The organism is Haloactinomyces albus, from assembly GCF_031458135.1.
GTDB classification, from domain to species: domain Bacteria; phylum Actinomycetota; class Actinomycetes; order Mycobacteriales; family Pseudonocardiaceae; genus Haloactinomyces; species Haloactinomyces albus.
This window is the reverse complement of the sequence record NZ_JAVDXW010000001.1, coordinates 3,101,675-3,127,474: the sequence shown is the minus strand read 5'-3', so window position 1 is coordinate 3,127,474 and position 25,800 is coordinate 3,101,675. Positions and strand designations below refer to the sequence as shown.

General features: G+C 66.8%; 26 protein-coding genes and 6 pseudogenes. 18 read left to right on the top strand and 14 right to left on the bottom strand.

Annotated features, from left to right (window positions below; all coding sequences use genetic code 11):
• Positions 1-63: 63 nt before the first annotated feature.
• The 6 genes and pseudogenes from JOF55_RS14800 (at position 64) to JOF55_RS14775 (ending at position 3,418) form a co-directional block, all read left to right on the top strand.
• Positions 64-963, top strand: a complete 900-nt coding sequence (locus JOF55_RS14800; RefSeq protein ID WP_310274616.1) for a Sco1979 family transcriptional regulator — start codon at positions 64-66, stop codon at positions 961-963.
• 249 nt (positions 964-1,212) lie between these two features.
• Positions 1,213-1,452, top strand: coding sequence for a DUF397 domain-containing protein (locus tag JOF55_RS14795; protein WP_310274613.1), 240 nt, complete (start codon positions 1,213-1,215; stop codon positions 1,450-1,452).
• On the top strand, positions 1,436-1,768 hold the full coding sequence (locus JOF55_RS14790; protein WP_310274611.1) for a hypothetical protein: 333 nt from the start codon (positions 1,436-1,438) through the stop codon (positions 1,766-1,768). Before JOF55_RS14795 ends, JOF55_RS14790 begins: the two co-directional genes overlap by 17 nt.
• Positions 1,769-2,043: 275 nt before the next feature.
• Positions 2,044-2,348 (top strand): annotated as a pseudogene (locus tag JOF55_RS24485) (PNPOx family protein); the annotation flags it as partial.
• 38 nt (positions 2,349-2,386) lie between these two features.
• Complete coding sequence (locus JOF55_RS14780; protein ID WP_310274608.1) at positions 2,387-2,995, top strand: SHOCT domain-containing protein; 609 nt, start codon at positions 2,387-2,389, stop codon at positions 2,993-2,995.
• A 231-nt stretch (positions 2,996-3,226) separates the two neighbouring features.
• Positions 3,227-3,418 (top strand): hypothetical protein, encoded by a 192-nt coding sequence (locus JOF55_RS14775; protein WP_310274605.1) that lies wholly within the window; start codon positions 3,227-3,229, stop codon positions 3,416-3,418.
• Positions 3,419-3,505: 87 nt separating this feature from the next.
• Here the strand turns inward: JOF55_RS14775 and JOF55_RS14770 are convergent, their stop codons facing one another.
• The 3 genes from JOF55_RS14770 to JOF55_RS14760 all read right to left on the bottom strand — a co-directional run bounded on the left by JOF55_RS14770 (position 3,506) and on the right by JOF55_RS14760 (position 5,809).
• Positions 3,506-4,369: an AraC family transcriptional regulator gene (locus JOF55_RS14770; protein WP_310274603.1), complete on the bottom strand. Its 864-nt coding sequence runs from the start codon at positions 4,367-4,369 to the stop codon at positions 3,506-3,508.
• A 121-nt stretch (positions 4,370-4,490) separates the two neighbouring features.
• On the bottom strand, positions 4,491-5,267 hold the full coding sequence (locus tag JOF55_RS14765; protein ID WP_310274601.1) for an exonuclease domain-containing protein: 777 nt from the start codon (positions 5,265-5,267) through the stop codon (positions 4,491-4,493).
• A 224-nt stretch (positions 5,268-5,491) separates the two neighbouring features.
• Positions 5,492-5,809, bottom strand: a complete 318-nt coding sequence (locus JOF55_RS14760) for a hypothetical protein (RefSeq protein WP_310274599.1) — start codon at positions 5,807-5,809, stop codon at positions 5,492-5,494.
• A 66-nt stretch (positions 5,810-5,875) separates the two neighbouring features.
• Here JOF55_RS14760 and JOF55_RS14755 point away from each other — a divergent pair, with 66 nt between their 5' ends.
• On the top strand, positions 5,876-6,268 hold the full coding sequence (locus JOF55_RS14755) for a VOC family protein (protein ID WP_310274597.1): 393 nt from the start codon (positions 5,876-5,878) through the stop codon (positions 6,266-6,268).
• Positions 6,269-6,275: 7 nt separating this feature from the next.
• Here JOF55_RS14755 and JOF55_RS24480 read toward each other — a convergent pair.
• Positions 6,276-7,185 (bottom strand): annotated as a pseudogene (locus JOF55_RS24480) (IS5 family transposase).
• A 393-nt stretch (positions 7,186-7,578) separates the two neighbouring features.
• Here JOF55_RS24480 and JOF55_RS14745 point away from each other — a divergent pair.
• Both JOF55_RS14745 and JOF55_RS14740 read left to right on the top strand, forming a co-directional pair.
• Positions 7,579-8,274, top strand: coding sequence for a transposase (locus JOF55_RS14745; RefSeq protein WP_310274594.1), 696 nt, complete (start codon positions 7,579-7,581; stop codon positions 8,272-8,274).
• Positions 8,275-8,445, top strand: a pseudogene (locus JOF55_RS14740) (IS30 family transposase); the annotation flags it as partial. It abuts the gene before it with no gap.
• Between the two features lie 72 nt (positions 8,446-8,517).
• Here the strand turns inward: JOF55_RS14740 and JOF55_RS14735 are convergent.
• Positions 8,518-8,748: pseudogene (locus tag JOF55_RS14735) on the bottom strand (transposase); the annotation flags it as partial.
• Positions 8,749-8,917: 169 nt separating this feature from the next.
• Here JOF55_RS14735 and JOF55_RS14730 point away from each other — a divergent pair.
• Together JOF55_RS14730 and JOF55_RS14725 are read left to right on the top strand one after the other, a co-directional pair.
• Positions 8,918-9,274, top strand: a complete 357-nt coding sequence (locus tag JOF55_RS14730) for a hypothetical protein (protein WP_310274593.1) — start codon at positions 8,918-8,920, stop codon at positions 9,272-9,274.
• Between the two features lies 1 nt (position 9,275).
• The gene (locus JOF55_RS14725) at positions 9,276-9,836 is read left to right on the top strand and encodes a hypothetical protein (RefSeq protein ID WP_310274592.1); all 561 of its coding nucleotides are present in this window, start codon (positions 9,276-9,278) and stop codon (positions 9,834-9,836) included.
• Here JOF55_RS14725 and JOF55_RS14720 read toward each other — a convergent pair.
• Positions 9,806-10,468 carry a polysaccharide deacetylase family protein gene (locus tag JOF55_RS14720; RefSeq protein WP_310274591.1) on the bottom strand — a complete coding sequence of 221 codons (663 nt, stop codon included), beginning with the start codon at positions 10,466-10,468 and terminating at the stop codon, positions 9,806-9,808. The genes JOF55_RS14725 and JOF55_RS14720 overlap by 31 nt on opposite strands.
• Positions 10,469-10,581: 113 nt before the next feature.
• Between JOF55_RS14720 and JOF55_RS14715 the strand changes: the two genes are divergently transcribed.
• The 4 genes from JOF55_RS14715 to JOF55_RS14700 all read left to right on the top strand — a co-directional run bounded on the left by JOF55_RS14715 (position 10,582) and on the right by JOF55_RS14700 (position 14,464).
• A complete protein-coding gene (locus tag JOF55_RS14715) occupies positions 10,582-11,259 on the top strand; it encodes a response regulator (RefSeq protein ID WP_310274589.1) in 678 nt (225 codons plus the stop codon).
• The gene (locus JOF55_RS14710; RefSeq protein WP_310274587.1) at positions 11,256-12,680 is read left to right on the top strand and encodes an ATP-binding protein; all 1,425 of its coding nucleotides are present in this window, start codon (positions 11,256-11,258) and stop codon (positions 12,678-12,680) included. Before JOF55_RS14715 ends, JOF55_RS14710 begins: the two co-directional genes overlap by 4 nt.
• Complete coding sequence (locus JOF55_RS14705) at positions 12,677-13,171, top strand: hypothetical protein (protein ID WP_310274585.1); 495 nt, start codon at positions 12,677-12,679, stop codon at positions 13,169-13,171. The genes JOF55_RS14710 and JOF55_RS14705 overlap by 4 nt, the downstream gene beginning before the upstream one ends.
• 81 nt (positions 13,172-13,252) lie before the next feature.
• The gene (locus tag JOF55_RS14700; protein WP_310274583.1) at positions 13,253-14,464 is read left to right on the top strand and encodes an acyltransferase family protein; all 1,212 of its coding nucleotides are present in this window, start codon (positions 13,253-13,255) and stop codon (positions 14,462-14,464) included.
• Positions 14,465-14,860: 396 nt separating this feature from the next.
• On the opposite strand, the gene JOF55_RS14695 is transcribed toward JOF55_RS14700, so the two are convergent.
• Complete coding sequence (locus tag JOF55_RS14695; protein WP_310274582.1) at positions 14,861-15,640, bottom strand: SGNH/GDSL hydrolase family protein; 780 nt, start codon at positions 15,638-15,640, stop codon at positions 14,861-14,863.
• Between the two features lie 248 nt (positions 15,641-15,888).
• Between JOF55_RS14695 and JOF55_RS14690 the strand changes: the two genes are divergently transcribed.
• Together JOF55_RS14690 and JOF55_RS14685 are read left to right on the top strand one after the other, a co-directional pair.
• Positions 15,889-16,812, top strand: coding sequence for a recombinase family protein (locus tag JOF55_RS14690; RefSeq protein WP_310274580.1), 924 nt, complete (start codon positions 15,889-15,891; stop codon positions 16,810-16,812).
• A 55-nt stretch (positions 16,813-16,867) separates the two neighbouring features.
• Positions 16,868-17,002 carry a hypothetical protein gene (locus tag JOF55_RS14685; protein WP_310274578.1) on the top strand — a complete coding sequence of 45 codons (135 nt, stop codon included), beginning with the start codon at positions 16,868-16,870 and terminating at the stop codon, positions 17,000-17,002.
• A 20-nt stretch (positions 17,003-17,022) separates the two neighbouring features.
• Here the strand turns inward: JOF55_RS14685 and JOF55_RS14680 are convergent.
• The 7 genes and pseudogenes from JOF55_RS14680 to JOF55_RS14650 form a co-directional block, all read right to left on the bottom strand.
• Positions 17,023-18,353 (bottom strand): annotated as a pseudogene (locus tag JOF55_RS14680) (IS701 family transposase).
• Positions 18,354-18,729: 376 nt separating this feature from the next.
• Entirely contained in the window at positions 18,730-19,332 is a 603-nt protein-coding gene (locus JOF55_RS14675) for a hypothetical protein (protein ID WP_310274576.1), read from the bottom strand.
• Positions 19,329-20,654, bottom strand: coding sequence for a YoaK family protein (locus tag JOF55_RS14670; protein WP_310274574.1), 1,326 nt, complete (start codon positions 20,652-20,654; stop codon positions 19,329-19,331). Before JOF55_RS14670 ends, JOF55_RS14675 begins: the two co-directional genes overlap by 4 nt.
• Entirely contained in the window at positions 20,654-21,448 is a 795-nt protein-coding gene (locus JOF55_RS14665) for an ABC transporter ATP-binding protein (RefSeq protein ID WP_374727506.1), read from the bottom strand. Before JOF55_RS14665 ends, JOF55_RS14670 begins: the two co-directional genes overlap by 1 nt.
• A 48-nt stretch (positions 21,449-21,496) precedes the next feature.
• Positions 21,497-22,327 (bottom strand): zf-HC2 domain-containing protein, encoded by an 831-nt coding sequence (locus tag JOF55_RS14660; RefSeq protein WP_310274570.1) that lies wholly within the window; start codon positions 22,325-22,327, stop codon positions 21,497-21,499.
• Positions 22,324-22,890: an RNA polymerase sigma factor gene (locus JOF55_RS14655; RefSeq protein WP_374727505.1), complete on the bottom strand. Its 567-nt coding sequence runs from the start codon at positions 22,888-22,890 to the stop codon at positions 22,324-22,326. Before JOF55_RS14655 ends, JOF55_RS14660 begins: the two co-directional genes overlap by 4 nt.
• Before the next feature lie 736 nt (positions 22,891-23,626).
• Positions 23,627-24,356, bottom strand: a pseudogene (locus JOF55_RS14650) (IS5 family transposase); the annotation flags it as partial.
• A gap of 251 nt (positions 24,357-24,607) precedes the next feature.
• On the opposite strand from JOF55_RS14650, the gene JOF55_RS14645 reads away from it, so the two are divergent.
• Positions 24,608-25,270 (top strand): DUF4190 domain-containing protein, encoded by a 663-nt coding sequence (locus JOF55_RS14645; RefSeq protein ID WP_310274564.1) that lies wholly within the window; start codon positions 24,608-24,610, stop codon positions 25,268-25,270.
• Positions 25,271-25,800 lie beyond the last annotated feature (530 nt).

Below are 25,800 nucleotides of genomic sequence, written 5' to 3'. Positions count from 1 at the left end.
GTCCGGTACTGGACCGGCGCAGTACGGACCCGCGTGACCGCAGCACGCACGGGAGGAGCAGCAATGGCCACGGTTGGTTCCCCTGACTCGGCCGATGGCGGCCAAGCCGATGCGCACAGCGGCGGCCCCACAGCTCGGCGCATCGTACTGGGCGCACAACTACGCCGACTCCGGGAGGCGGCCGAGATCTCCCGAGCCGACGCCGGCTACTCCATCCGCGCTTCGGGGTCGAAGATCAGCAGGATCGAACTCGGCCGGGTGAGCTTCAAGGAACGCGACGTCAGCGACCTGCTGACCATGTACGGGGTGACCGACGCCGGTGAGCGCGAAGGATTTCTCGACATGGTCAAACGCTCCAACGAGCCCGGCTGGTGGCACCGCTACACCGATCTGATGCCCGAGTGGTTCCAGGACTACGTCGGTTTGGAGGAGTCGGTCTCGCGGATTCAGACCTACGAGCTGCAATTCGTTCCGGGCCTGATGCAGACCGAGGACTACGCGCGGGCGGTCGCCGGCCACGGTCGCCCGGAGCTGGCAGGCGAGGATGTTCAGCGCCGCGTCGCCCTGCGCATGCACCGCCAGAAACTACTCGCTCGACCGGGTGCACCGCGCCTGTGGGCGGTGATCGACGAGTCCGTGCTGCATCGACCGATCGGGGGACGGCAGGTGATGCGGGCCCAGATCGAACAACTGCTGGAGATCACCAAGCTGCCCCATGTCACGCTTCAGGTCGTGCCGTACCGGCTCAGCGGATACGCGGCAGAAGGCGCGTTCAGCCTGCTGCGATTCACCGAGTCCGAATTGCCCGACCTGGTCTACATCGAACACCTCTCCGGGGCTCTCTACCTGGAGAAGCCGGAGGAGATCGAGCTGTACAGCAGGGTGCTCGATCGGTTGGCGGTGGATGCCGAGACTCCCGAGCAGACCCGGCAGTTGCTCACCAAGATGCGCGCCGAATTCTGACAACTCCGACATCTCCGACATCGGTTCCGGCGCCGAATCGAGGACCTGCCCGTTTTCGTCCACGCCGACACTTCTGCCGCAGCTGCCATTTCCGGTTGCCCGGCTGTCCGTTCCGCAACAGCCGAAAGTCCCACAAACGGGTTCATCTGTGCAAGTGCACGTGCAGTTGCTGTGATCCATGTTATATTCATCCGCACGGTCAAATGCACGTGCATATGCATCCGGCAGATCGTCGAGAAGGTGACAACCATGGCGGACGAAATTCGCAGTAGCACGTCGGCTTCGCTGCTCGCCGGAGCGGCGTGGCGCAAGAGCACACGCAGCGGCGCGATCGGTAATTGCGTGGAGATCGCCTCCCTCGGCGGCGACGAGATCGCGATGCGCAACTCACGTCATCCCGATGGCCCCGCGCTGATCTACACCCGCGCCGAGATGGCCGCTTTCCTGGCAGGCGCCAAGGACGGTGAGTTCGATGACGTCCTCCACTGACACCACTTCCGCCGCGGACGAACGCCTGCGTCGGCTCGTCGCACGGGGTTTCCGGTTCATGCACCCGCGTGACGAGCAGGGCGAGATTCTGGCCGTGGTCGGCGTCCGCGCCCACGACAACGTCATCGACGCGATCCGCCTGCAGGACGAAAACGATGTCGTGGCCACCAGGATGCCCGGAAGCGAGGAGAACATCCTCGCTCCGACCAGAGTGTCCTGGCAGTCCACCGGCTCCGTGTGCGAGGTGATCGACGACCTGCTCGATCTCCCCGACGACCGCACCCCCGGATCACTGATCATACCGGGCAGCGCGTAGAGCCAGGAGCATATCGTGGCCGGCATTCCGCAGCTCCGCGGCTCTCCACACGTGGTCACGACTCCCCCGAAAAGGGGACACTTCCGCTCTCAACAGAACCGTCGTGGCGGCCGATGGTGCGGGTATGAGCGCTCCGATCGTACTGATGCCGTGGTTCCTCACCGCCGCATTGCTCCTCGGCCCGTTGGTACTCCTGTGGGCACTGCCGAGCCGCGCGGACGATTCGTCGAACCGCCACCGCTGATACGATGCGAGTGCTGATCAACTCCGATCAGCCCGGCCGTGGTGACACATTGCGCATCAACGGCCGCGCCCGTCCGGTGCGCGATGCGCCGTTCTTCGACGAGATGACCGTCCAGGGCCATCGGCCTCCCGTGGCCCTCGTCGTGGACATCGAGCAGGTGTTCCACCACTGTGCCAAGGCATTCCTGCAGTCGGCGCTGTGGAAGCCGGAAACGGGACTCCCGAGGCACTCCCCTCGCGCGCACGGATCGCCAAGGCCCTCGACCGTCCCGACGACAGCCTCGAAGAGCTGGAACGCTACTACGGCCCCGAATACGCCAACCACCTTTACGGCTGAGTAACGTCTCCACGAGGCCGCACACATCTCCGGGGCGAATGGCTACGCTGGCTCTCGGCGTCGGCGGGGAGGGCTCCGGGAGGGTCGGCGAGGAGGAGTATCCGACATATCCGGGATTGGCCCAGGCCGCCGCGCGGCTGAAAAACGTGTTCGGCGGCAAGCGGGACATCCGCCGACTGCCCAAGTACCTGTACAGCGACGAGACTGTCGGAGAACTCGCGATCGGCTTGTGCGGAGGCGACTTCGGAGTGCTCGCGCTGACCGACCGGCGGGTCCTGTACGTCTACGAAGGGTGGGTCGATTCCAGGTCGGAGGACTTTCCCTTCGACCAGGTCGAGGGCGTTCATCTGCAGGACAAAGGCCGTGAGCGGTCCGAAATCGAGAGCGTGAACAAGGCCGACGCGAGGCGCTTCATCGACGCGGCCAGGAAGAAGTTGAACCGCGCGCGGAAGCATTCCCCGAAGCCGAACCGGACCGGTCCCGAAGCTCCGGCACGGCCTGCCCCACCGGCACAGCAGGGCTCGGGCTCGTCAACGGAATCGGACCCGCTGGACAGGCTGGAGCGTCTCGGCAAACTTCGCGATGCCGGCGTGCTCACCGAGGAGGAGTTCGCGACGCAGAAAGCGAAACTGCTCCACCGACTGTAGGGTCGTACCGGATGTGAGCGCGGTAACACCGAAATGACTACCTCGGTGATCGATCGTGCTCAGCCCGCGTGGTTACCACGAGACACGCGCCACTCGGCTGTTCCAACCCGGCGCACGGGCATGCGGAATATCCCCGCGCGGGGGAACATTCGGCGCCGGAGAGGTGTTGTCCCCGATGAGGCGGTTGAGCACTAGCTGCCAACGATTCAATCCTGATGTTGGGAGCTGCTGATGGCCTTCGATTTTCGTGCCCTGTTCACTGCGCCGCGCGACGGTACCGACCCGGCGGTTCCCTCCGAGGTGGCCTGCGAGGTGTGCGGTCACCACGCTCTGGAAGAAGCCACCCCGCACGAGTACGCCACCGGGCTGTCCGATCGTCTGGTCTGCGGCGTCTGCGGCGCCCACCACATTGGCACGGTCTGAGCGGAAGTTTCCGGAAAACTTCGATCCCGCCATGGCACACACGGTGTGCCATGGCGGGCCACATCCTCGTCCCGCGCCACGGCCGCCCTACTCGACGTACTCGACGGGAATCCAGAGCTCGTAGGACATCTCGGCCTTGTTCGCCGAAAGCTCGGTCCGCAGGATCTCCGGCCCCGGCACGCTGCGGTAGGGATTCGAGGGGAACCACTGGGTGAAGACATCCCGCCACAGGTACTGGATGGCTTCCGGTGCCTCGCCCTCTCCGGTGAACACGGCCCACGTGCTCGCGGGCATGTCCCATTCGCTCGCTCCCTGCGGTGTCGGCGCCGAGGACACGACCCCGTGCAGGTAGTGCACCCGGGCACCTTCTTCCCGTGAGGCGTCGAGGGATTCCACGGCGGCGACGATGCCGCGTGGTTCCTGGTCCGAGAGAGCTTTCAGGCGGGCCAGCTCATCGGCGCCGATTCCGGACACGAAGTCGTTGATGGCGCTGTTCGGTCCCACGTGGATGATCGGAACAACGGTGCTGTGCCCGAGGATACGGAAGGCGTCTTTGTCGACGATTCGGTAGTCCATCGGTGTGCTCCCTTCGATGGTGAGATGGAATGTCATTCGTGGTTGAGAGCGGAGGACCATGCCGGAACGTCTCGCTTCGGCCGGTCCGACACCGTGCATGGCACGGAATGCCCGTGCGAACGCCTCACCCGAGCCGTATCCGTAGGTGACGGCGATATCGAGCAGGGGCTGCTCGCCAGAAAGCACGCGCCCTCCCGCCAGCGTCAACCGGCGCCTGCGGATGTACTCCGACAGCGGAATGCCCGCCAGAGCGGAGAACATTCGCCGGAAGTGGTACTCCGAGGTTTGCGCGATCCTGGCGAGTGTTCGCACGTCGAGCTCATCGGCCACGTGGCTTTCCATGTGATCCATGGCCTCGTTGAGGCGATCGAGCATGGTGACCTCCTTCCCACGCTCGACGTTAGAAGCACGGACACCGCGCCGACCCGACAATCCGTGCCCGTTGCGGTGGTCCGGCGGGCCCTTCCGCGATGCAGGACTTTGCTCTCGCAGCGGCTTATGCGGCTTCGCTGCCGGAACGGACGGGGCGCAACGGCCAGTGTTCGGCGCTGTCCCGCACGTCGGTGGCGCGGCGGCGAAGCTGCTCGGCCTCGTGGGCGTCCTGCTGCCTGCCCGCCAAGTGGTCGAGGTAGTCGGCGAAACTGTGCTGTTGGGTGCGATACCAGCCGGTTTGCTGCTCGTGCAGCACGGCCGGTTCAAGAGCGCCTACCTGCTCGGGGTAGCTCTTGGCCAGGCGCCAGGCCAGGCGAGCGCAGGCCAGGGCGTCACCGGCGGAGCTGTGGGCGTCCTCGAGTCGGACCCGGTGGTGCTCACACAGAGCGGCGAGGGTGCGTTTGCCCTTGCGGTAGCGGTCCAGGTATTTGTCCAGACACAGTGGATCCACCACGGGGCCGGAGATGGTCAGCTCCTGCTGGTGATGGCGGTGCAACTCGGCGGCCAGCAGCGACAGGTCGAAACTGGCGTTGAACGCGCACAGTGGAGTCGTGGCGGTCCACACCTCGGCCAGAGCTTCGACGAGCTCGGTGACCACGGTGCCCGCCGCACGACCGTGGGTCCGCGCGTACTCGGTGCTGATGCCGTGCACCTCGGTCGCCGAGGCGGGGATCTCCATGCCCGGGTCGGCCAGCCACGTGCGCACCACCGGCTGTTGCCCCGGAGTGATGGCGACGAGGGTCGCGGTCACGATTCGGTCGGTGTCCGTGTCCACACCGGTGGATTCCACATCGAAGGCCGCAAGCGGCCCGTCGGCCCAGGACATCGCAGAGGAGATCATGCCCGAACCCTAGCCAACCCGGTCGAACAGCGGGAGGACAGCGCCGGGAAAGACCTCGGTTCGTCGGAAACTTTCCGGCAGCGGCGAGTACCCCGGCTACTCGGCCTCGTCGTGCCGCTGATGATGCCGCCGGCGCCTCTCCCACCGGGACATGTACACGCACCAAGGAACGGCAATGGTCAGGTACACGACCAGACCTACCGGCAAGGAAAGGCCTATCAGGTTCAGCACGAGTGGCAGGACGGCGACGACAACAAGCCCGCCGCAGAAACGGATCCGCCGGTCTCGTGCCGAGGTTCGCCACGAACTGTCGGCAGGCTCTCCACCTGCTCGGTGATCAGTGCGGTCCAACAGACTCCGCACGTCGGGATCATGATCCAGTCCATCTCGCTCGGCTGTGCCATCGGCACGGTTACGCCGCAGGCTGTCTCTCCGCTCCGGCAACCGTCCCATCGACGAGCGTCCCGGAAGGCGTGCCGCCGGTTCTCCGGGTTCGGTATCGGCGCCCAGTAGTGAGCCTGCTCTTCCTTCTTGATCTCCATCGGTTCTCCAAACTGAGACATTGCGGTTGTCTTGATCCTTCCCCGTGCGTGGGTGATACTCCCCGAGTGCCGAGCCGTATCGCAGTACTCGCCATCGACGCCGTTAATCCGAAGGTGGTTGCTGACTTCTGGTCTCGGGTGCTCGATTGGCGAATCGTTGAGGAGTCCGCTGAAGGTGTCACGATCGCACCGCCGAGTGGTGCATGGCCAGGGATTGACGTTTTCTCGGTCCCCGAGCACAAGGCGGGTAAGAACCGCCTGCATCTCGATCTGCGCGCTGATGGCGTCTCCACGGCGGATGAGCTTGAGCGTCTGATCGGTTTGGGAGCTCAGCGTGTGGACGTCGGTCAGGCGCCCGACGTGACCTGGGTGGTACTCGCCGATCCGGAGGGCAACGAGTTCTGCCTGCTCCTCCGTGCCGTGCAGGACCTTGAGGACTCCGAGAAGCCCCCCAGCTAGGAGCTGTTTAAGAAGTGATCTTGGTGAGGGCTCGTAGCCAGGTGTCGATGGTGGCGACGTGCAGTGTGGCTTCGTATCGGACGGCGAGTTTGTCGTAGCGGCTGGCGACGGCGCGGTGGTGTTTGAGCTGGTTAATGCCACATTCCACGGCGTGACGCTGCCGGTAGCGTCTGGGATCGAACGCGGGCGGGCGACCTCCGGCCGCGCCACGGGCACGGCGCGGTGGGCGAGCTGGTCTTTGGGGATCGCGATCGTGGCCGGGGTTCTGCGTCGCCGCAGGTAACGCCGGTTGGCCGCGGATGAGTAGGCCTTGTCGGCCAGGACCCGCTCGGGGCGGCTACGCGGGTGGCCACGCCGCAGTCGGGGCACGCGGATGGCCTCCAGCACCCGGATCATCTGTGGGCTGTCACCGGCTGGGCCGGCCGCGAGCAGCAGCGATAACGGTTTCCGGCTCTGCTCGCAGGCCAGGTGGATCTTCGTGGACAACCCGCCCCGGGAACGACCCAACACATGATCACCGGGCTCGTCACCGGGTGGTTCGACCTGGGCATCGGGGCGGTGGCGGGCCCCGGCGGCGTGCTGATGGGCCCGGTTGACCGTGGAATCCACCGACACCTGCCAGGTAATCAGCCCTGCTGCATCGGCCAATGCCTGCAACTGCACCCAGAGCCAGGCCCAGACACCGTCCCGTTGCCAGCGGCGAAACAGCTGATAGATCGACTGCCAATGCCCGTACCGCTCCGGCACATCCCGCCACGGGCCCCGACCCGCACCCGCCAGCGAATTCCGTTGAACAATTGGCGTCGCGTCCATTTCGGACGCCTCCCTACCTGCGGTTGAGGCGGGAGAACGCGTTGAAACGCTCGCCACTGCCGGTCCGTCAGGTCCTTGCGCACGCCGACCGATACGCCACCCACCGAGGTCTCCGGGAGTTGACCTCCTTGGTCGTTGATCCCTCTACCGGAGACCCCTCCCCTTACCGACAACGCCCCCCGTTCTTAAACAGCTCCTAGGTCTGTCCCCTGACCAGGGCCTCGCGTCTGTCCCGTCATCCGCGACAACAGACGAGAGGACTTCTCGATGATGACAGTAGGCATCGACCCGCACAAACACGTCCACGTCGCCGTCGATGCCACCGGCAGGCAGATCGGCAAGCCGGTGACCGTGAACAATGACGCGTTCATGATTACCGTGCTGCTCAGGTGGATCCGGACGATCACTGACGAGGCGCCCGCCACCTGGGCCATCGAGGACGGCCGCGGGTTCGCCCGCCGCCTCGCCGACGGCCTGCTGCTGGCCGGCCCCATGAGGTGGTCTGGGTTCCAGCCCGGCTCACCGCCGCCCACCGCAAACTCCATGCCGCCACCGGAGCCAAGTCCGATCCGGTCGACGCCGCCGCAGCTGCCCACGCCGCCATGGCCACCCCGAACCTGGATCGGCACCGCATCGACGAGCCAGTGCGGGAACTGCGTGTCCTGGTCGACTACCGTGCCGATCTCATCAAGCGCCGCACCATGGTGATCAACCAACTCAAGGCGCACCTGCACGTCTGGCTCGACCACACCCCGGCAGACCTCGCCCGGCCCAAAGCACTGACCTCGCTGACCGCACTACTGGAGACAACACCGCTGAGCACCCACATCCGCCAAGTGCTCACCGACATGAGCACAGAGATCGGCGACATCACCCGTTTCCCCAGCTCGGCCAAACTCGCCCGCTACACCGGCAGCACCCCGATCCCGGTCTACTCCTCCGACAAACAGCGCCACCGCCTGCACCGAGGCGGCAACCGCCGACTCAACAGCGTGCTCTACACCGCAGCCATCGTGCAAAAACGCCGCCACCCCGCCGCGCAAGCGCTACTGGCCCGCCACGAACCCAGCGAAGGCAACCGCGGCGCCCGACGCATCCTGCAACGCCACCTCATCGACGTCATCCACCGAGCCATGACCACCGACCGAGCATCCTGGCAACACCAAACCACACACCATCAACACGCCGCTTGACATAGAAGCATCAACGGCCTGCTGCGCCAATATCTACCGAAAGGCACCGACCTATCCACCTGCACCCAAGCCGACCTCAACGTCATCGCCGACAAACTCAACACCCGACCGCGCAAAACACTCGGCTATGCCACTCCGGCTGATACGCTTGAGGCCGCCGTTGCATCGACCCCTCGAATCCGGCGATGCCGCCTTGAGAATCTCATTGGCCCGCTGCGACTCGGCCAGTTTCCGTTCCAGCTCGGCGATGCGGGCATCCTTGGCCGAGTCCGACTCCGGCACGATCTCACCCGACGGGCGGGTGCCCTGGTCGTCCTTGCGAACCCAATTGCGCAGGCTCTCGGGGTTGATGCCCAGTTGCCGGGCTACCCGTGTGATCTCACCACGCCCTTCGCCCTCGGATCGTTGCAGGTCACGCACCATCCGCACAGCCCGCTGCTTCAACTCCACCGGATACTTGTTCGGCGCCGCCATCGACTCCATCCCTACCCAAGCCCCACCACCTCCATCAAACCCGGGGAGCCCCAAAGCCGGAGGAACCTGGAACCGCTACGCCCCCAGCCACCACAACCCCGACCGAATTCAGGTCACTCGAATACAAGAGCTCACCAGACTCAGACCCGAACACGGAGGGAGCGGCACCATGACCTCCTGGCCCTGGGAGCAGGCAGAGCGAGCCCGCGAGTTCAGCGCCGAGCTGTCCCGGCAACGTGGCGAGCACGAACGCAACATTGAGTTGATGCGCGAGGCGTTCCAGGATCTCGTGGATCTCGGCCCGTTCGATGCCCCCTCGCAGACCGCCGAGGAGGAGGAGCGCAGTCACGGTGAGGCCCGTCGTGAGGAGAAGCTCGCCCGGCTGCGCTACGCCGTCGAGCACGGCGCGGGCGACTACGCCGTCGAGCCCGACACCGACGTGGCCGGGCTGGCGGACCGCATGGCCGAGCACACCCGGAGCGAGCAGTGGCGGGCGGCGGACAGAGCGAGGGCGGATCATGCGTAGCATGCGTAGCCACGTCCACATCGCGGGCCGCGAGGTCTACCGCAGTGCGCAGGAGCTGCCGGATCTCCAGGCGATCGAGTCCGCGATGAACCTGTCCAGCGAACAACGCCTCGACCTCTGGGTCGAGCCACGCGGCGAGGGTGTCGTGGCGGTCGGGCGCATCCCGGACGGCGAAGCCCCGGTGCCGGTGGCGTTGTCGCTGATCAACCTCGGCAGCGAACAGGCCGTGGTCGAGTTCCTGCACGCCGGAGTCGGACCGGTGCGGGTGGCCCGGTGCCCGTGCGCCTTGCGAGATATGATGATTGACCCGTCGTGTGGATCTCGACGGGTGTTACTGGCGTTGCGGAGCTGTGACTTGCGACCCGCGTTCGACTTTCTCGGGCTCGGTCTTCAGCGCTGCGGTGATCGCGTCGTGGGTTTGCGGGCACAGTTCCCAGATCTCGTCGTCGCGCTGACGCGCGAACCTGCGGATCTTGTCGGCGATCTGCGAGGCAACCGAATACGGACGCCAGAGCTGGCGTTCGCCAGCTCTCAACACCCCGGCACGGGACGGAACTCGTAGCCCTTGGCGCGCAACTCGGGCAGGGCGGTGCGTAGTGCCTGGATGGTTTTCTCGCGGTTGCCTCCGCCGTCGTGCAGGAGCACCACGGCGCGTGGGTAGGCCGTCTCCACCAAGCGGTCGGCGAGCGCCTCGGCATCCGGGCGCTTCCAGTCCTTCGGGTCGACGTTCCACAGTACCGACCGCAGGTCGTGTTCGGCGAGCGCATCCTGGACGGCATCGTTGGTGGCGCCGTACGGGGGGCGTATGCAGTCGCTGTCCGAGCCGACAGCACGCACCTCGTTCACGGAGCGCCGTAGCTGGCTGTCCAGCTCCGCGGGGCTGAGCTTGGTGAGGTTTCGGTGGTTCCAGGTGTGCGTCGCCACGACGTGGCCCTCGGCCAGCATGCGCTGAGCGAGCTCGTGATTTTCGGCCAGGTTCTTGCCGAGTGTGAAGAACGTCGCCCGGACGTCATTGCCGTTCAGCACGGTCAGGATCTCGTCGGTGGCGTTCGACGGCCCGTCATCGAAGGTCAGGTACAGCGGTTTGGTATCACTGCCTGCTTGTGCGGGCACGGCACATCCGGCGAGCACAACGGCGCACAGGAGCGGGATCAGTCCGGTAACGACACGGCGCCACGACGTAGTCTTGGTCATGGAACCGAAGGTCCGCTACGACCTTGGCGATCCGGTCGTCGTGATGTCTCGATCGTGTCGTAATCAGGCCCCGCTCCCGTAAGAGCGGTCCGTTTTCCCTGAAAATCGCGGTAATGGCGCAGACCTTGTTGATCGAGGACGATCAGTCCATCCGTACCAGCCTCGCGCTCGCCCTTGGTAGGCACGGGCACGAGATACGCGAAGCGGGCACCGGAGAGGACGGTCTCCGTATGCTGGCCTCGGCGGAACCGGATGTCGTGGTGCTGGATCTGATGCTGCCCGGAATGGACGGCTTCGAGGTGTGTCGGCGCATCCGCGCGAAGTCCGCAGTACCCATCATCATGCTCACCGCGCGCGGCGACGACTTCGACGTGGTCGGCGGCCTCGAGGCCGGTGCGGACGACTACGTGATCAAACCCGTACAGCCGAGGGTGCTCGACGCGCGCATTCGTGCGGTGTTGCGCAGAGGGACGTTCGCCGAGCAGACACAGTCCGGCCGCTACCGCGACCTGACCATCGACCGCGCCGCGCTCACCGTCACCAAGGGCGATCAGCAGCTCGCGCTGACTCCGACCGAGCTGCGCGTGCTGCTGGAACTGTCCCGCTCGCCCGGTCAGGTGCTCAGTCGCATGCAGCTGCTCGAACTGGTGTGGGAGTACGACTACCTCGGCGACTCCCGCCTGGTGGACAACTGTGTGCAGCGGTTGCGCGCGAAGATCGAGGACGAGCCCGCGCGGCCGGTGTTCGTGCAGACGGTGCGCGGGTTCGGCTACCGGTTCGGCCCGGTATGAGGCGACGTTCGCCGCGTGATGTGCGGGCGCTGCGCGGGCTGCGCGCCAGATTGATCGCCGCGTGCGTCGCGGTTGCCGTACTCGCAGCCGCGACGGCGTCCTGGGCGAGTGCGGCCTCGGCCAGCAACTCGCTGCTGCGGTCGACCCAACAGCGGATCGCGGACACCGCTGCGCGGCGGATCACCGACACCGCGCCTGCGCTCGTCTACCCGCCGGACACCGGTGACCTACGCAAGATCCGGGATGCCCTCGATGGGCCTGTCGTGGTGACATACGAGTCGCTGCGCGTACACGCCGGCGAGACAGCGGCGATCACCGAGCAACTGCGCACCGCCGTACATGGCGGAGATCACCTTGCGCTGCAGCGGGCGGACTCTGCCACCGGGATGAAGCTGCTCGTCGGCGTCCCGGTGCTGATCACCGGTGTGGACGGGCAACAGCGGCCGTCCGGGATCGAGGTGTATCTGGTGCGTGACCTCGGTGACGTGGTGCGGCAGGTGAACGCGCTCACCCGGAACGCGATATGGACAAGCGCGCTCGCGCTACCGGTCGCCGTGCTGCTGGCCCTGCTGGCGGCGCGTGGCGTGCTGCGGCCGGTGCGCGAGCTCCGCGGAACCGCACGCAAACTGGCCGCGGGCGACCTCGACGCCCGGTTACGGCCCAGCGGCGTCGACGAGTTGGCCGAGCTCGCCACCACGTTCAACGACACCGCGGCCTCGTTGCAGTCCTCCATCAGCGAGCTGGCCAGAATGGAAGCCGACTCCCGCCGGTTCGTCGCCGACGTGTCACACGAGCTACGCACGCCACTCACCACTCTGACCTCCGTTGCCGAGATGCTGGAAGAGGATCTGGAGCGGATGCCGTCCGACGCACGGGCCTCCATCGAGCTTGCCATCGCCGAAACCCGGCGGCTGGCGTCGCTCGTCGAGGACCTGATGGAGATCGCCCGGTTCGATGCGGGCGCCGCGCAGCCACACCTGGAACGGGTGGACATACCCGGTGTGGTGCGGGAGTGCCTGCGGTCGCGGTCCTGGACCGAGCAGGTGCGGCTGGACTCGCCGGAGGAGCTGGCCGCCGTGCTGGATCGGCGCCGACTGGATGTGATCGTGGCGAACCTTGTCGGCAATGCACTCCGGCACGGGGAGCCACCGGTAGTGGTGCGGTTGAGCGCGGACGAACAGGAGGTGCACCTCGAGGTGATCGACAACGGCCCGGGGCTGCCGGAGGGGGTCGCGGCGCAGCTGTTCGCCCGCTTCCACAAGGCGGACTCCTCGCGCGGCCGATCCGCGGGGAGCGGTCTCGGGATGGCGATCACCGCGGAGAACGTGTGGCTGCACGGCGGCACCATCGAGGCGGGCAATGCCGACGGTGCGGGAGCCCGGTTCGCGGTCAGGCTGCCGCGCTGGTCGGAGGAAACATGAAACGAACGGCCTCGGCGCTGTGCGTGCTGCTGGTTGTGCTGCTCACCGGATGCACGGTGCGTCCGAGCGGGGTGTTCGACGGGGGAGATGCGGCGACGGGCATCGCGAAGGGCACTCCCGTGTACCTGCTGGACTCCGAAGGGGACCTGGTGCTACGGCGACCGACAAGCAGCCTCGGCACCATCGGCCAGGCCCTGCGGCTGCTGTTCACCGGAACGGATCCCGATGCGGGAGCCCTACACTCACGCGTGCATCTGGGCTCCGTGCCTACTGCGCTGGACATTCCGGCGACCATTTCGGGCGACACGATCACGGTTCGGCTACCGATACCGCGCCGGAGGGTTTACGGGGCCAAAGGTATCGATCAGATCGTATGCACCGTGCTCGCCGTACACATCCAGCGCGGTGGGTCCCCCTCCAGCCAGGTAGTGCTGACGTTCACTACGGACAGGCCAACCGAACCGCGCACCTGTCCAGTACTGGGGCAGTAGTACCCCGCGAACACCCGGTTGCGACAAACCCGCGACATGACGCGGACGGCATCCTGACACGGGCACAGCACAGTGGATGCCATGACGAAGGCCCAGCCGAATACGGCTGCTCAACAGAAGACCGGGAAGCCGTATCAACCCGCGCTGGACGGGCTGCGGGGCATCGCGATACTGGGGGTGCTGCTGTTTCACACCGACCACCTGCCCGGTGGTTTCCTCGGTGTGGACCTGTTCTTCGCGTTGTCCGGCTACCTCATCACCGAGTTGCTGCTGCGGGAAGTCGAGGCAACGGGAACGGTGTCGCTGGTCACCTTCTGGGGCAGGCGGATCCGCAGGCTGCTGCCCGCGCTCGCGACCGTGCTCGTCGGTGTCACCGTGCTGGTATGGCTGGTGGCAACACCCGGGATGGTGCGCACGACACTCGCGGACGCCCCGTGGGTACAGCTGAACCTGATGAACTGGCACCTGCTGGCGGAATCGGCCAGCTACTGGAACAGCTTCGGGCAGGAGCGGGTGTTCGAACACCTGTGGAGCATCGCGGTTGAGGAGCAGTTCTATCTCGTGTGGCCGGTGCTGCTGTTGCTCGTCACTCGGGGAGTCCTACGGGTGGATCGCCGGGTCGCCGTGCTCGCTGCCGTGTGCTCGGCTGTCTCACTGGTGTTGATGATTGTGCTGGTCAGCCCGGTGGATCCGACGCGCGTCTACACCGGAACCGACACCAGGGCCTTCTCGCTGTTGCTCGGCGCCATGGTCGCCACCCCGTGGGTGCGTGCCGTGCTGGCCCGTGCCGTCGACCGTTGGGCGGGTGCCGCGCTGGTGGTGCTGGCGGTCGGAATCGGCGCCATATGGGCGTTTGCCGCCGGTAAGGAGTCGCTGTGGCTGTACAACGGCGGACTCTTCGCGCACTCCCTGGCCGCTGCCTTGCTGATCGGGCTGTGTGCGCAGACACCGCACGCGCTGCTCGCCAAGGTCCTCGCCTGGCAGCCGCTGCGGTGGCTGGGACTGATCTCCTACAGCCTGTACCTGTGGCACTGGCCCGTCATCGTGCTGCTGTCTCCGGAACGGACCGGGCTCGACGGGTGGGCGCTGACCGCCGTGGTGTGCGCTGTCTCGATCGGCTTGGCCGCACTGTCGAAGTACCTGATCGAGGACCCGATCCGGTTCCGCGCCGAGTGGGCGAGGGGACGCAAAGGGTTGGTCGCGTTCGTCGCGCTCATGGCCGGGATGGCGATGCTGTGGCTGACACTGCCCACTCCCGATCCGCCCACGGTGGACGTCAGTAACCTGGACTGACGGGTGGTCAGAGTCCCACTTGTACAGGTGTTCGCCAACCGCGCAAAGCACCCTACGCGGCGAGGGGCACGGTGTCAGCACGATCCTGTCGCCTTCTACGAGCGGCCCCTCGGCCTCTGGTGATGGGGCAGCCGCGACAGTCGTGGTGCTCCCGCCTGTGCCACACGGGATATCGCCAGGATATCCGCCGCACTGCTGGGTGACGACTCCTGGACCGGCAACGGCAGCGTCCCCGTTCTCGGTCCGGAGTAAGTATCTGCCCGCCGATTCCGTCGGCTCCGCATGATTCCCGCTAGAAAACCGTGGTGATGCTGATACGCGGATTCGGCATGTCGCGCACCGAAGTCGGTGCGCGACATGCCGAAAGCGGCACTCAGCATCCAGCAGACGCGGCGGTCAGGCCTTGGTTTGGCAACCTTCGAACTTGGAATCGCCGGACCAGCCCGCGTTGGCCCAGGACGCGGGTTTCGCAGGGGTGAACCCGCCGAAGTGCTTGGCGAGCTTCTCCATCAGCCAGTCGGTGAACTGAGCCGCTCCCTGCGGGCAGGTGTGGATGCCGTCGGATTTGCGGTAAAGTTCGCCGTTGCGCTCCTTCTGGAACTCTTCACCCCACACCTGTGCGCTGTCGAAGACCACGGCCTTGCCGTCCGAGCCCGCGGCCACCTCCTTGACCAATCGGGTGGTGCGCTCGAGCTCGTCCATGTGGTCCTTGTAGAAGTCATCGGGTTTGATCGGGGGCATCGTCACGATCGCGAGCTTCGCGCCGGAGTCTGCGACTGTCTTCAGTAGCTTTTCGTACGCCGCGCGCTGCTCCTTTTCGGTTCCCCAGTCGTACGTGGATACCTGGTAGGTCACCACGTCCGGGCTGTACGAGTCCAGTGCCTTGTTCAGGCGCTGAAATGTTGATTGCGTCAGTTTCTCGCGTCCCGACACGTTGCCGCCGCCTGCGGCGGCGATGGACTTGAACGGTAGTTCACTGGCCTTAGCGGCGGCGGTAAGCGGTTTCGCCAGTTGCGCTGCCACCGAGTCCCCGACCCACAACACCTTGGGCACCTGCTCGGACGGGGATGTCCCGTTGGCAGCGGACGTGTCGGCTTGGTTGCTCTGTGAACATGCACCGACAGTCGCTAGTAATAGCGCACATGTCGCGGTCAGAAGCTTCGTACCTTTGCTCATACAGTCGACGTTCCCGAATCCATGTCCGAATGACATCCATGAAATGTCACCGTCGTGTCGCGGACAGCAGCCGAGACGGCGACCGCTCGTGACACCAAGTGTCGAGATCCGCAGCGTCACATCTGCGCTCTGAGGCGCCGGTAGAGAAGATATACGAAGAACTCAACGAGGATGGGCAACGTCACCCGCACCGTTCGCCCGTGATCTGTTCGGAAATCATTCGTTTCTCGAACAATTGGAGGGTCGGGATGGCGCTTATCGGGCTCGTCCGCGTCAGCACCGACCGGCAAGAGGTGCAGCGGCAGCACGACGCGCTCGACTCGGTCTGTGTGCGGGTGTTCGAGGAAACGATCAGCGGCACCCGTAAGGCCACCGACCGGCTCGGCTTGCGGGATGCGTTGGATTATCTCCGCCCCGGCGACCTGCTCACCGTCCAAGAGGTCGACCGACTGGGACGCAACCTCCTGGACGGGTTGCTGACGCTGTCCGAGCTGTTCCAGCGCGGCATCAGCGTCAAGGTATTGGACGGCATCGCCGCCGGCGAGCACACCGAACGCTCCCTGATCTTGGATCTAGCGCTCGCGTTGGCCGAGGATCGCCGTCGCGACATCTCCCGCAAAACGAAGAACGGGCTGGACGCCGCGGCCAAGCGCGGCAGTAAGGGTGGCCGGCCCACGGTGGTCACCAACGACCGGCGTCGGGCGATCCTGGCCCGCCGCGACGAGGGCGAATCCATCCGACAGATCGCCCGCGGCGTCGGTGTCTCCACTGCTGTCGTCCACCGCATCCTGCACGAGGCCGAGCAGCCCACCGACCCCGCCGGCGCAGCGGACGGTGAACACACCGACGCCGACGACACCACCGCCCCGGAGGGAGCCACCCACGACGAGCCAGACCAGGACACACCCCAGAGCCCCGAGATACCCGCACCGGCCGAGCGGGCCACACCCGCGGCCGCCGCATCCGATGCGGCCCCGGTCGAGATCGGGCCGCGTGCGATCGGCACCCGCGTGCTCGCCACCTCGCGCAAGGGTGAGTCGGTGCTGGTGGGGTTTCTCGACCGGCAGGGCCGAAAGTGGCAGGCCCAAGGCCCGCACAAGGCCTCCCTGCCAGGACAGTGGCGCACCCGACAAGAAGCCCTACTGCGGCTCGTCGAGCCACACGTCGGGTAAGTGTCGGTGTCGTCATGCACAGTCGATACACAGCACGGAAAGGAGGTGAGACGACATGGCCGAATGCATCGCAGGGTGCGGTTTGGCCGCCGAGGCTGGCGCCGTGTACTGCCAGGGTTGCCGCGAGGGAGCCGACCGCGACCGCGAACTTGCGGTGTTCGAGACAAGCCACGACGGCGGGCTGACCTGAAAACGAGGACCGGGCTATCCCTACTGGTACTCCAGCAGCACTTCGTTGTGTTGGAGGTGTCTTCGCTGGTAATGAGCTTGTTGAGAGCGGTACTGGTGGCGTCGGCGCCACCCTGACCAGATCCTGGTCAGGGAGAGGCTGGGTGGGGTGTGGATCAGATGTGCCAGGAGACGTCGGATCTCGGGCGCCGGTGAGCGGGATGAGCCCGCTTCCAGGGCTTTTGGGGCTGTGGCGGCGGTGACGGCCAGGAAGGCGGCGGCGAGCATGGCCAGGGTGATGTGGCGGTACCACGCGTCGTAGCGCCGGACCTGGTAGTGGTCGAGTCCGACTTCGTTTTTGGCGGTCTGGAAGCATTCTTCGATCGCCCAGCGGGCACCGGCCACGCTGACGAGCTCGTCGTCGGTGGTGCCGGCCGGGGCGAAGCACAGGGAACAGGCCGGCTCGGGCTCGGTGTCCTCGCTGGTGATCTGGCGGCGCACCAGCAGCCATCGTTGCCAGCCTGCTGGGGTGGTGTCGTCATCCACGGGTAATTCGGCCACGGCCCAGTCGTAGAGCCGCCGACCTTTGGCCCCATCGCCGGCCGAGCGGCGTTTCCACGCCTGCTCCGGCGCCCGAGCGACGAGGTGATCGGCGCGGGAGCTGCCGGCCACGGCCGGAATGGTCTGGTTCCGGCACCGCGACGACGTAACCGATGCGTCGGGACTCCAACCAAGCGCGGAACTTCGAGTCCTGCCCATAGGCCTCATCGCCGGTGACCCAGCTGGCCGGGACCCCGGCAGTCACAGCGCGTTCAATCATGCCGCGCGCCAGCACGGCCTTGGTGGCGAACTCGGTCTCGTCGCCGATACCGGCCTCGCGGCAGCGATCGCGGTCGGCGATCCAGGACTTCGGCACAGATCCAGCTCCCGGTCGATCAGAGCCCGGTTTTCCCCTGCTGTGTAGGCCAGAAACACCCCGAGCTGGCAGTTCTCCATCCGCCCGGCGGTGCCGGAGCACTGGCATTGCACCCCGGCAGACTTGGTGCCCTTCTTCAGAAATCCGGTCTCACCGACGATCAGCACACCGTCGGCCTGACCGAGATGCCCGGCGACATAGGCACGCACGTCATCGCGCAGCCCGTCAACATCCCAGTTCGCGCCGTTGAGCAGCCGCTGCATCCCATCCGGCGTCACATCCCCACTGGCTTCGGCCAATGTCCACCCGTTGTTGTCGGCCAACGGCGCCAACAGCCCCCGCACAGATCGGCCCCCGCCCGACGCCGCGACTCCACCCGGAAAAACCGGTCAGCCACCCGTCTCAGCAGGTCCTTCAGACCCGCCCGCAACACCGCAAGATCCTCATCCGTCTGCACAAGATCAACAGACTACACCACGAAGATCACAAAGTGCTGCTGGAGTACTGGTCACCTTCGCCGAAGCGACCGTGCCACCGTCGTGATTTCTCTCAGCACAACGACATCAGGCTTAACGCCAGATCCTGTACGGCTGCTACTCGCGCCCCGTGACCAGCGCGACGAACGTCGCGAAGGTGGGCGCGGTGAACGCGCCGCGGGCCATCTCCACCACACGCATCAGCCCAGCGGGTACCGTCACCGGTGGAAGCATCGGCGAATCCTCCGTGTGCGAAGAGTTGAAGCACGCCGATGCTTCCACCATTTTCCGGCCTTGATCACGCCGCCACGCCGAACGCTCCAAGATCCACTGACCAAAAGTGCGGAAACTCAGATGTCATGAGACACCGCGAAATCCCGAATTCTTGTCCGAAGTGGAGGAGCGGCTGCCCTTGATGGCGTAGGCGATCACCCCGCAGGCAAGGGTCGCTGCGGTGAGCGCGGCCGGGAGGGAGTCCGCAGGCTGCATCGGCCAGGTCAGCACTGCCAGCAGGTCCGGTTCGCTCAGCGGTGGGACGACCGCGGACGCTCCCGCCCAGCCGACCGGCAGCAGCCAGGCCAGCTGGCCGCCGAACAGGGTGGCGCCGAGTGCGGTGAGCCCGGCAAGACCGATAGCGTCGCGTGCCGCCAGGCCGGTGGGCAGGGCGAAGAAGACGAGCACGGTGGCGAGTACGGCACCCGCGATCGCGACGACGTGCGCCAGCCGCCAGCGGGCCCACGGGATCGCTCCTGTGCTCTCCAGCGCGACGTCCGGGCTACCCAGTCCCTGGCCGAGCACGCCGAAACCGAGTGCCAGCGCCAGCACCGCCAGCACGGTCGCGCGTCCCGGCGCGCCGGGATCGCCAATGGGCAAGGACAGCAACGCGATACCGGCGACGGCTGCGGGCAGCGACCACTGGACCTGACGGCTGCGCAGGTACAGGGCACCGGGCCGGATCATGAGCTGGTTCCCGGCAGTACCGTGCTCACGTCACCGCAGGTGAGGCCGATCCGCCTGATCTCGGCGATCCGGCGGGTCTGTTCACTGCGGGGAAGTGCCCGCAGCGCCTTCCACAGCTCCCGCCGTTTGGCCGCTTCCTGCTTCTGCACGTCGGCGGAACCGGGCGGGGGGTACTGGCCGATCAGCCACGCGGCGGCGATCACCCTCGTGCGGTAGGCGGGACCGCCGCACGGGCGCGTTCCTGCCCCTGCCAGCAAGCGCATGAGCAACTCGCCGTGGGAGGAGCCCCGCCAGCCGTGTCCTGTCTCGTAGTTGTCGCTGTCCAACCAGAGCTCGTCCACCGGTTGCGGTCCGGGGATGTCGCTGGACACCTCGTGTACCGAGGTGGGCGCGTTCGGCAACACCTCCAGCAGGCGCAGCGCCCGCCTGGCCGGTCCTTTCAGTTCGGCCAGCCCATCCTGGTGGGCCCCGGTGACGCAGACACGCGGGCCGCCGTCGTGGGTGCAAATTTCGGCGCGGGCAGCCGGCTCGGCTACGATGCCCGACGGAAGGGCCGACGCGCCGAGCGACAATGCCAGCACTACGGCGAGCGCAGCCGGGAGCAGGGCGGTCGGCGCGGCACGACGCCGGGCCAGCAGCAACACCAGGCCGCCGAGCGCCAGCCCGGTGAACCACACCGCCTGCGCCACGCTGAAGGCCGACGACACGGTGCTGAACTCGTCCACGGTGTCGGTGAGGTTCGGCACCAGTAGCATGCTCGGACCCCCCGCTGAGCCCTTGGCCAGCTGTACGGGCGTGATCAACAGCAAGAATCCCGCGACCACCAGTATGGGCGGGGTGTAGGGAGAGGGCAGCAGGCGACCCGCACCCATCCCGATCCATCCCGCGGCGACCAGCGACAGCGCCCCGACGGCGAACATCGGCAGCCAACTCAATGTCGAATAGCTCGCGTTGGCGGCTACCCGCACCGCGCCCGCAGCGAAAACCAGCGCGTAGCCTGTGACCAGGAAAGTCGCCAGCGCCACGGCGGCCGGCAAGGGCCGCTGCCACTCGGGTCGCGAGACGCTGCCGAGTAGCTCCTCCATACGCGACCGGCGGTCGCGGCGTGCCTGCCAGGCTCCCGCGCCCAGTGCCAGCGGCCAGAGCAGGACCAGCATGACGCGCTGGAAACCCGCCAGCGTTGTCCACTGTGCATCCCACAGGGCACTCTGCCCGGACAGTACGAGGGCGTAGAGGCCCGCGGCGCCCAGCGCCGCCGTCAGTGCACCCGCGACCGGCGCCGCGGAGCGCCGTAGCTCGGTGCGCAGAATCCGGCCGGTCATCACGCCACCCCCTGCTGGGCGCGGTGCCGGGACAGCAAGGCGGTATAGCCACGCTCCTGCGCGTTGTCACCGACGTCCCCCGCATCGCCGCTTGCGGCCAGGCCGGCCGGGGTGCCCTGGAAGACCATTCGGCCCTCGTCCACAATCACCACCGTGGTGCAGGCCGCCGCGACGTCCTCGACGAGGTGGGTGGACACAACCACACACGCGTGCTCCCCCAGCTCGCGCAGCAGGTTGCGGAACTCCAACCGCTGTGCGGGATCCAGGCCGACGGTGGGCTCGTCGAGCAGCAACACCTCCGGATCGTTCACGATTGCCTGGGCGATGCCGGCGCGACGCAGCATGCCACCGGAGAGGGACTTCATCCGGTCCTCGGCCCGGTCGGTGAGCCCGACCCGGTCGAGCGCGTGCTGGACGGCGTCCGGAACCCGGGAAGGCTCCAACTCCTTCAGCCAGGCCATGTACTCGACGAACTCCCGCACGGTGAAGCGCGGATAGTAGCCGAACTCCTGGGGCAGGTAGCCCAGCCTCCGGCGCAACGCCCGTAGCTCGGCACGCCCGTCCTGTTGCCTGCCCAGCAGGCTCAGGTGACCGCCGGCGGGTCTCTGAACGGTGGCCAGGGAGCGAATCAGGGTGGTCTTTCCCGCACCGTTCGGGCCGAGCAGGCCATGCACGCCCTGCCCGAGCCGCAGGCTGAGGTCGGCGACCGCGAGCCGCTTGCCTGCCCGGACCCGAAGGTCGGCTGTCTGGATATGCCACTCGTAAGTATCGGCTGCCGATTCGGCGTCCGGTATGTCACGGACCACGGATGTCCTCCTTCTGTGTGTAGGTCCCCAGTGATCTCAGCGCGCGGCCGAGCGGAACGTTGTGGCGAACGCCCCCGCACGCAGCGCGGTAATCAGTGCGGCGGTGACGGCGGCCAGCGCCCACAGCGGCACACTGGCCTGCGCCAACAGCACCGGCAGGCTGGTCGTGAACAGGCTCGGTAGCACCACGGCGACCGTCCACAAGGAACCGAGCGCCGTCGCCGCACGGTCGACGCCGACCACACTTCCCAGAGCGAGCGCGCCAAGGGTGAACGCGAGGCCCGGTAGCAGGCTCAGTGCCCACGACGCACCGGTCAGGCCGCCGGCCGCGGCCAGCGTCGGGATCAGCACGGCCAGCACCGCCGCAGTCCGGCGCAGCACCATGGCCAACCCGGCACGCGGGCTGGCCATGGTCAGCTCCGCCATCGGGTCCAGCCGCCCGCTCCACGCAGCCGCCACCGCTGCGAGGGGAGTCACAGGGCCGAGTAGCAGGACCAGCGACGGAACATGGCCGCTGGCGCCCAGCAAGTCAAGCACCATCGCGGCGCCCACGACCAGCACGCTCATCAGCAGCCACGGCAGCACCGACGGGGGAGCCCACCTCCGAGCGTGTCGGAGCAACCTCGACCGGGACGGAGCGGGAGTGCCGACCGCAGCGGCCTCCACAACAGGCCACAGCCCGTCGAGCATCCGGGCCACGTCAGGCACCTGGGTAGCCGTGGCCTCGGCCACCCGCTGCCTGCACCGAGCGCAGTCATCCAGGTGGGTCTCCAACGCCCACATCCGCTCGGGCGGCTGAGAAGCCTCCCCGAGTACGTAGCTCGTGATCAGTTCCTGGCTCGCGTGAGCTCCCGGTGATCTGCTCATGACATCGCCTTCCGCATCGCCATCCGTGCCCGCCTGGCTCTGGTCTTGACCGTGCCTTCCGGAATTCCCAGCAGCGCGGACGTCTCGTGCACGCTCAGCCCGTCCAGCACCATCGCGCGCAGCACCTCCCGCAGCTCTGGCGCAAGCTGAGCAAGCGCCTCGCTGAGAGCGGGGGACAGAACGGAGTCCAGCGCACGCTCCTCCGTCCCGGCCGCATCGGGTTCGGCCAGCTCGGCGACTGCAAGCACCACTTTCCGGTGACGGCTCTCCCTGCGGAACGCGTCGACCAGACGTCTGGCGGCGACCGTCCACAACCAACCGAGAGCGTCGCCGTCGGCGGGGCCGTCAGCGAAGGAGCCCGCGCCCCGCCACACGGCCAGGTAGGTGTCCTGCAGGACCTCGCCGACAAGATGCTGGTCCCGGCAGCGGCCGCGTAGCCGCGCGTAGAGCCATGGCGAGGTCCGCCGGTAGAACTCTTCGAACGCAGTCCGGTCGCCCCGGCTCATCCGCCGAAGCAGGCGCGCTTCGTCCGGCTCATTCACGCCTGCTGCTCCTGCCCGCACATCGGGAAGGTCGACGCGGGAGCCGTCGTGGTTCTCGTTTTGGCCGTGATTTACACCATAGTGCACCGTCCAGCCGGATCAGCGGCCCCATATCAGATAGGCGAGCACGGGGCGCGAGTCTGGTGAGCTCTTGTATTCGAGTGACCTGAATTCGGTCGGGGTTGTGGTGGGTGGTCACTGGTTGTGGTGGCTGGGGGCGTAGCGGTTCCAGGTTCCTCCGGCTTCGGTCAGGACGTGGGTGGTGTGTTTGTCGTGGAAGCTGAGCATGGTGGCGACGACGGGTGGTGGGGCTTGGAGCACGAGGTGGCGCAGGGCTGAGGTGCGTCCGGTTTGGATGGGGATGTCGTGGCGGCGGAGGGCGTCGCCGAGGCTGCGGTGCTGAAGAGGGTGGCCTGGTTGGCGGCCGGGGAACAGCCAGTCCGATTCGCGGTTCGCTCCGGTGGATGTGGTGCGTGCGGTGAGCAGGTCGCGGAGCAGGTCGGCCAGGGTGCAGCGCTCGCAGAGGCGCCCGCGAAGCAGGCAGCCCTCGAATCCGCAGCGATCGCAGAAGAAATCGCGGGTGATGCCCGCGCAATCCCGGCAGACCGAGTCCGCATCACCCAGATTCCGGCGGCCGGGCAGCAGCCGGTGGACGCCGCAGTCGGGGCAGTCGCCCCAGGTGTGGACGGCGTGGTCGAAGCAGGTCCGACAGATCGGGCCTTCCCAATTGGCGGCCTTGGCCGCTCAGCGGCCGCAGCGGGCGACCTCCGGCCGCGCCACGGGCACGGCGCGGTGGGCGAGCTGGTCTTTGGGGATCGCGATCGTGGCCGGGGTTCTGCGTCGCCGCAGGTAACGCCGGTTGGCCGCGGATGAGTAGGCCTTGTCGGCCAGGACCCGCTCGGGGCGGCTACGCGGGTGGCCACGCCGCAGTCGGGGCACGCGGATGGCCTCCAGCACCCGGATCATCTGTGGGCTGTCACCGGCTGGGCCGGCCGCGAGCAGCAGCGATAACGGTTTCCGGCTCTGCTCGCAGGCCAGGTGGATCTTCGTGGACAACCCGCCCCGGGAACGACCCAACGCAAGATCACCGGGCTCGTCACCGGGTGGTTCGACCTGGGCATCGGGGCGGTGGCGGGCCCCGGCGGCGTGCTGATGGGCCCGGTTGACCGTGGAATCCACCGACACCTGCCAGGTAATCAGCCCTGCTGCATCGGCCAATGCCTGCAACTGCACCCAGAGCCAGGCCCAGACACCGTCCCGTTGCCAGCGGCGAAACAGCTGATAGATCGACTGCCAATGCCCGTACCGCTCCGGCACATCCCGCCACGGGCCCCGACCCGCACCCGCCAGCGAATTCCGTTGAACAATTGGCGTCGCGTCCATTTCGGACGCCTCCCTACCTGCGGTTGAGGCGGGAGAACGCGTTGAAACGCTCGCCACTGCCGGTCCGTCAGGTCCTTGCGCACGCCGACCGATACGCCACCCACCGAGGTCTCCGGGAGTTGACCTCCTTGGTCGTTGATCCCTCTACCGGAGACCCCTCCCCTTACCGACAGCGCCCCCCGTTCTTAAACAGCTCCTAGCCCGATGAGTGCGCGCATTCAGCGCATACGCAACGGAAACGGCAGCGAGAGCAAGACGTATCCAACTCGTGACCGTGTGCCCGAAACGCCGTGGCTGTCGGGACCGATGGAACTGTCGGATGCGCCACCGGGCGCACGCGAAGGGAGAAAACAGCATGACGTACCCGCAGCAGGCGCCCCAGTACTCGCCCCCGCAACCCAGGAACGGGATGGGCATCACCGCTCTGGTGCTGGGCATCGTTGGCATCCTGCTTGCGTGGATCCCGATCATCGGGTTCTTCGGGTTCATCCTCGGAGCTTTGGCGATCATCTTCGGTGTGATCGCTGTCGTCAGAGCTCACAAGGGCACGGCGACGAACAAGGGCATGAGCTACGCCGGTCTGGTGCTCGGTGTCGTGGCGTTCGTCGTGTCGATCGTCGTCTTCGGTGCGTTCGCCGCCGAGGTGGACAAGCAGCTGGACGGCGCAAGCCCGATGGACGGCGCAAGCCCGATGGACGGGACAACCGGTTTCGCTCCGTCATCCGCACTCAAGGACGTGCAGATCACGGACTGCACGGTGAGCGTGGAGTACGGCATGACGTCGGCTCAGGCGACGGTGGTCACTACGAACAACACCGACCAACCGCAAAGCTACTGGACGACCATTGCCGTCAACGGCCCGAACGGTGACCGGCTCGGCGAGATTCACACGATCTCGAACAACCTTGCTCCCGGACAGAAAACCACGGCTTCCGGCATGAAGGCCTCCACATCTCTCACGGAGACCCCCGAGTCCATCACTTGCAAGGTGGCAGAAGTGAACCGTACGCCTGCATGACAGCCACCACTCCCCCGGCCTTCGGGCCGGGGGATTTCTTGCGTCCCAGGGGTTTTACTTGCTCGGACGGATGCAGTGGTGCCTCTGGCAGCACGGGCACTTCGGTGGAGTCTTGTACATCGTTCCCCCACTGCTCCGGAATCAGAGCTCCCAGCAGTACCCGCACGTCGGCCGGTAGGTCCGGTCCTCCCGCTCGGCTGTCATCGGCGCGGAAACGCCGCAGACCGTCTCGGCCGAGGATCGACCGTCCCACGTCCGGCCGCTTCGGAAGGCGTGCCGTCAGCAGCGGTGCCGGTTGACAGGTTTCCCAAGCAGTGCTGGGCACGCCCTCCCGGGCTCAGCAGCGCAAGTTACTGAGGAGTTCGCTAGTAAAGCCCCCGTGAAACGTGGCCTTCGCTCGCTCCGGGACTTGTTGGAGCTGTTGCTCGGTGACCGTTTCCTCCCGCAGGGAGGCTGTCAGACCGTTGTAGGCTTGGGCGGCCTGGCTCGTAGGCGGGGACGCCGTTGAGGCTTCGAAGGAGCTGTTCGAG

Excerpts from the sequence above, each read along its gene's own strand:
- JOF55_RS14765 (WP_310274601.1), bottom strand. The coding sequence starts at position 5,267 with ATGATCTCCTCTGCGATGTCCTGGGCCGACGGGCCGCTTGCGGCCTTC.
- JOF55_RS14720 (WP_310274591.1), bottom strand. The coding sequence starts at position 10,468 with ATGACCAAGACTACGTCGTGGCGCCGTGTCGTTACCGGACTGATCCCG.
- JOF55_RS14695 (WP_310274582.1), bottom strand. The coding sequence starts at position 15,640 with ATGAGCAAAGGTACGAAGCTTCTGACCGCGACATGTGCGCTATTACTA.
- JOF55_RS14800 (WP_310274616.1), top strand. The coding sequence starts at position 64 with ATGGCCACGGTTGGTTCCCCTGACTCGGCCGATGGCGGCCAAGCCGAT.
- JOF55_RS14705 (WP_310274585.1), top strand. The coding sequence starts at position 12,677 with ATGAAACGAACGGCCTCGGCGCTGTGCGTGCTGCTGGTTGTGCTGCTC.
- JOF55_RS14780 (WP_310274608.1), top strand. The coding sequence starts at position 2,387 with ATGGCTACGCTGGCTCTCGGCGTCGGCGGGGAGGGCTCCGGGAGGGTC.
- JOF55_RS14645 (WP_310274564.1), top strand. The coding sequence starts at position 24,608 with ATGACGTACCCGCAGCAGGCGCCCCAGTACTCGCCCCCGCAACCCAGG.
- JOF55_RS14700 (WP_310274583.1), top strand. The coding sequence starts at position 13,253 with ATGACGAAGGCCCAGCCGAATACGGCTGCTCAACAGAAGACCGGGAAG.
- JOF55_RS14790 (WP_310274611.1), top strand. The coding sequence starts at position 1,436 with ATGACGTCCTCCACTGACACCACTTCCGCCGCGGACGAACGCCTGCGT.
- JOF55_RS14760 (WP_310274599.1), bottom strand. The coding sequence starts at position 5,809 with ATGGAGATCAAGAAGGAAGAGCAGGCTCACTACTGGGCGCCGATACCG.
- JOF55_RS14690 (WP_310274580.1), top strand. The coding sequence starts at position 15,889 with ATGGCGCTTATCGGGCTCGTCCGCGTCAGCACCGACCGGCAAGAGGTG.
- JOF55_RS14775 (WP_310274605.1), top strand. The coding sequence starts at position 3,227 with ATGGCCTTCGATTTTCGTGCCCTGTTCACTGCGCCGCGCGACGGTACC.
- JOF55_RS14730 (WP_310274593.1), top strand. The coding sequence starts at position 8,918 with ATGACCTCCTGGCCCTGGGAGCAGGCAGAGCGAGCCCGCGAGTTCAGC.
- JOF55_RS14725 (WP_310274592.1), top strand. The coding sequence starts at position 9,276 with ATGCGTAGCCACGTCCACATCGCGGGCCGCGAGGTCTACCGCAGTGCG.
- JOF55_RS14675 (WP_310274576.1), bottom strand. The coding sequence starts at position 19,332 with ATGATCCGGCCCGGTGCCCTGTACCTGCGCAGCCGTCAGGTCCAGTGG.
- JOF55_RS14795 (WP_310274613.1), top strand. The coding sequence starts at position 1,213 with ATGGCGGACGAAATTCGCAGTAGCACGTCGGCTTCGCTGCTCGCCGGA.
- JOF55_RS14670 (WP_310274574.1), bottom strand. The coding sequence starts at position 20,654 with ATGACCGGCCGGATTCTGCGCACCGAGCTACGGCGCTCCGCGGCGCCG.
- JOF55_RS14715 (WP_310274589.1), top strand. The coding sequence starts at position 10,582 with ATGGCGCAGACCTTGTTGATCGAGGACGATCAGTCCATCCGTACCAGC.
- JOF55_RS14685 (WP_310274578.1), top strand. The coding sequence starts at position 16,868 with ATGGCCGAATGCATCGCAGGGTGCGGTTTGGCCGCCGAGGCTGGCGCC.
- JOF55_RS14660 (WP_310274570.1), bottom strand. The coding sequence starts at position 22,327 with ATGAGCAGATCACCGGGAGCTCACGCGAGCCAGGAACTGATCACGAGC.
- JOF55_RS14770 (WP_310274603.1), bottom strand. The coding sequence starts at position 4,369 with ATGCTCGATCGCCTCAACGAGGCCATGGATCACATGGAAAGCCACGTG.
- JOF55_RS14710 (WP_310274587.1), top strand. The coding sequence starts at position 11,256 with ATGAGGCGACGTTCGCCGCGTGATGTGCGGGCGCTGCGCGGGCTGCGC.